Annotated in this window: 4 protein-coding genes; all 4 read right to left on the reverse strand. The window is 38.3% G+C overall.

The genetic code is table 11. The annotated features are described in order from the left end of the window. Positions 1–99 (reverse strand): DUF4224 domain-containing protein (locus tag C5469_RS24640; RefSeq protein ID WP_166311016.1); only part of this gene is annotated, 99 nt, incomplete at its 3' end. Beyond that, on the reverse strand, positions 96–323 hold the full coding sequence (locus C5469_RS22950; protein ID WP_166311018.1) for a hypothetical protein: 228 nt from the start codon (positions 321–323) through the stop codon (positions 96–98). The genes C5469_RS22950 and C5469_RS24640, both read right to left, overlap by 4 nt. After that, complete coding sequence (locus tag C5469_RS22955) at positions 320–565, reverse strand: hypothetical protein (protein WP_166311020.1); 246 nt, start codon at positions 563–565, stop codon at positions 320–322. The genes C5469_RS22950 and C5469_RS22955 overlap by 4 nt, the downstream gene beginning before the upstream one ends. Beyond that, on the reverse strand, positions 562–772 hold a 211-nt coding region (locus tag C5469_RS22960; protein WP_242689581.1), incomplete at its 5' end, for a phage N-6-adenine-methyltransferase. The genes C5469_RS22960 and C5469_RS22955, both read right to left, overlap by 4 nt.

Consider the following 772-nt stretch of genomic DNA (forward strand, 5'->3'; position numbering starts at 1 on the left):
AACGTGATTGTTTATTAGCCACTTTATTTGTTGGCTTTTTTGCTTAAATCCTGTTATGGAAAACAGTTCTCCGTCAGTCAGGTAAATAGGATCGCTCATTTGTCTATCCTTTCTTTTTGCAAATTTCGAACATAATAAGAAAGCCAGGCTTTTGGCGTAGACTTTCTCATCTGATGCTCATTCATAATTAATTTAAACTTTGGTGTATATTTATCAAGAATAGCTGTTGCTGCTTTATCGTCGTATTTATCGAGAGCTGTCAGTTCGCTTAAGCATTCCCTTGCTATTTTTCGGCGTCCGTTTTCAAGAACTTGGTCATTCATAGTTCGACGAGAGTTTCACGCCAGTCCATGTCTTCTAAATCGACAATCGCAACGGGCGTGTAAAAAGGATTATCTCTAGACGCAAGCCATGCACATAAGTCTTTGCGCGGGCATTCGTCATATGCACATACAAGACCATCCTCGTCAGTTGCAAGATATTCTGTAGAGCCCAGCACTGTTAATTCAATCCCAAAGTAATCGACGGTCTTTGTTTCTATCGGATATGCTTGCTTAAGTTTCATGATGATTTTATTTCCTTTAATATATTAGAGCCAATTGATATTAGTTCATCTCTATCAACTGTTGTGAATATGCAGCGCGATTTGATAAATGGACGCCAGATTAATAACAAACTCCCTTTGTTATTTCCGTTCACTGGCTTTCCATTGCCAGCATTAATAAATGAAATACGACCTCCTGTTATTAGCCTGATTTCATCTACAGAGTTC

Source organism: Photorhabdus cinerea, assembly GCF_011189575.1.
GTDB classification, from domain to species: Bacteria; Pseudomonadota; Gammaproteobacteria; order Enterobacterales; family Enterobacteriaceae; genus Photorhabdus; species Photorhabdus cinerea.

What these genes read in the sequence shown, in the direction of transcription:
- C5469_RS22950 (WP_166311018.1), bottom strand. Translation starts at nt 323, where the DNA reads ATGAATGACCAAGTTCTTGAAAACGGACGCCGAAAAATAGCAAGGGAA.
- C5469_RS22955 (WP_166311020.1), bottom strand. Translation starts at nt 565, where the DNA reads ATGAAACTTAAGCAAGCATATCCGATAGAAACAAAGACCGTCGATTAC.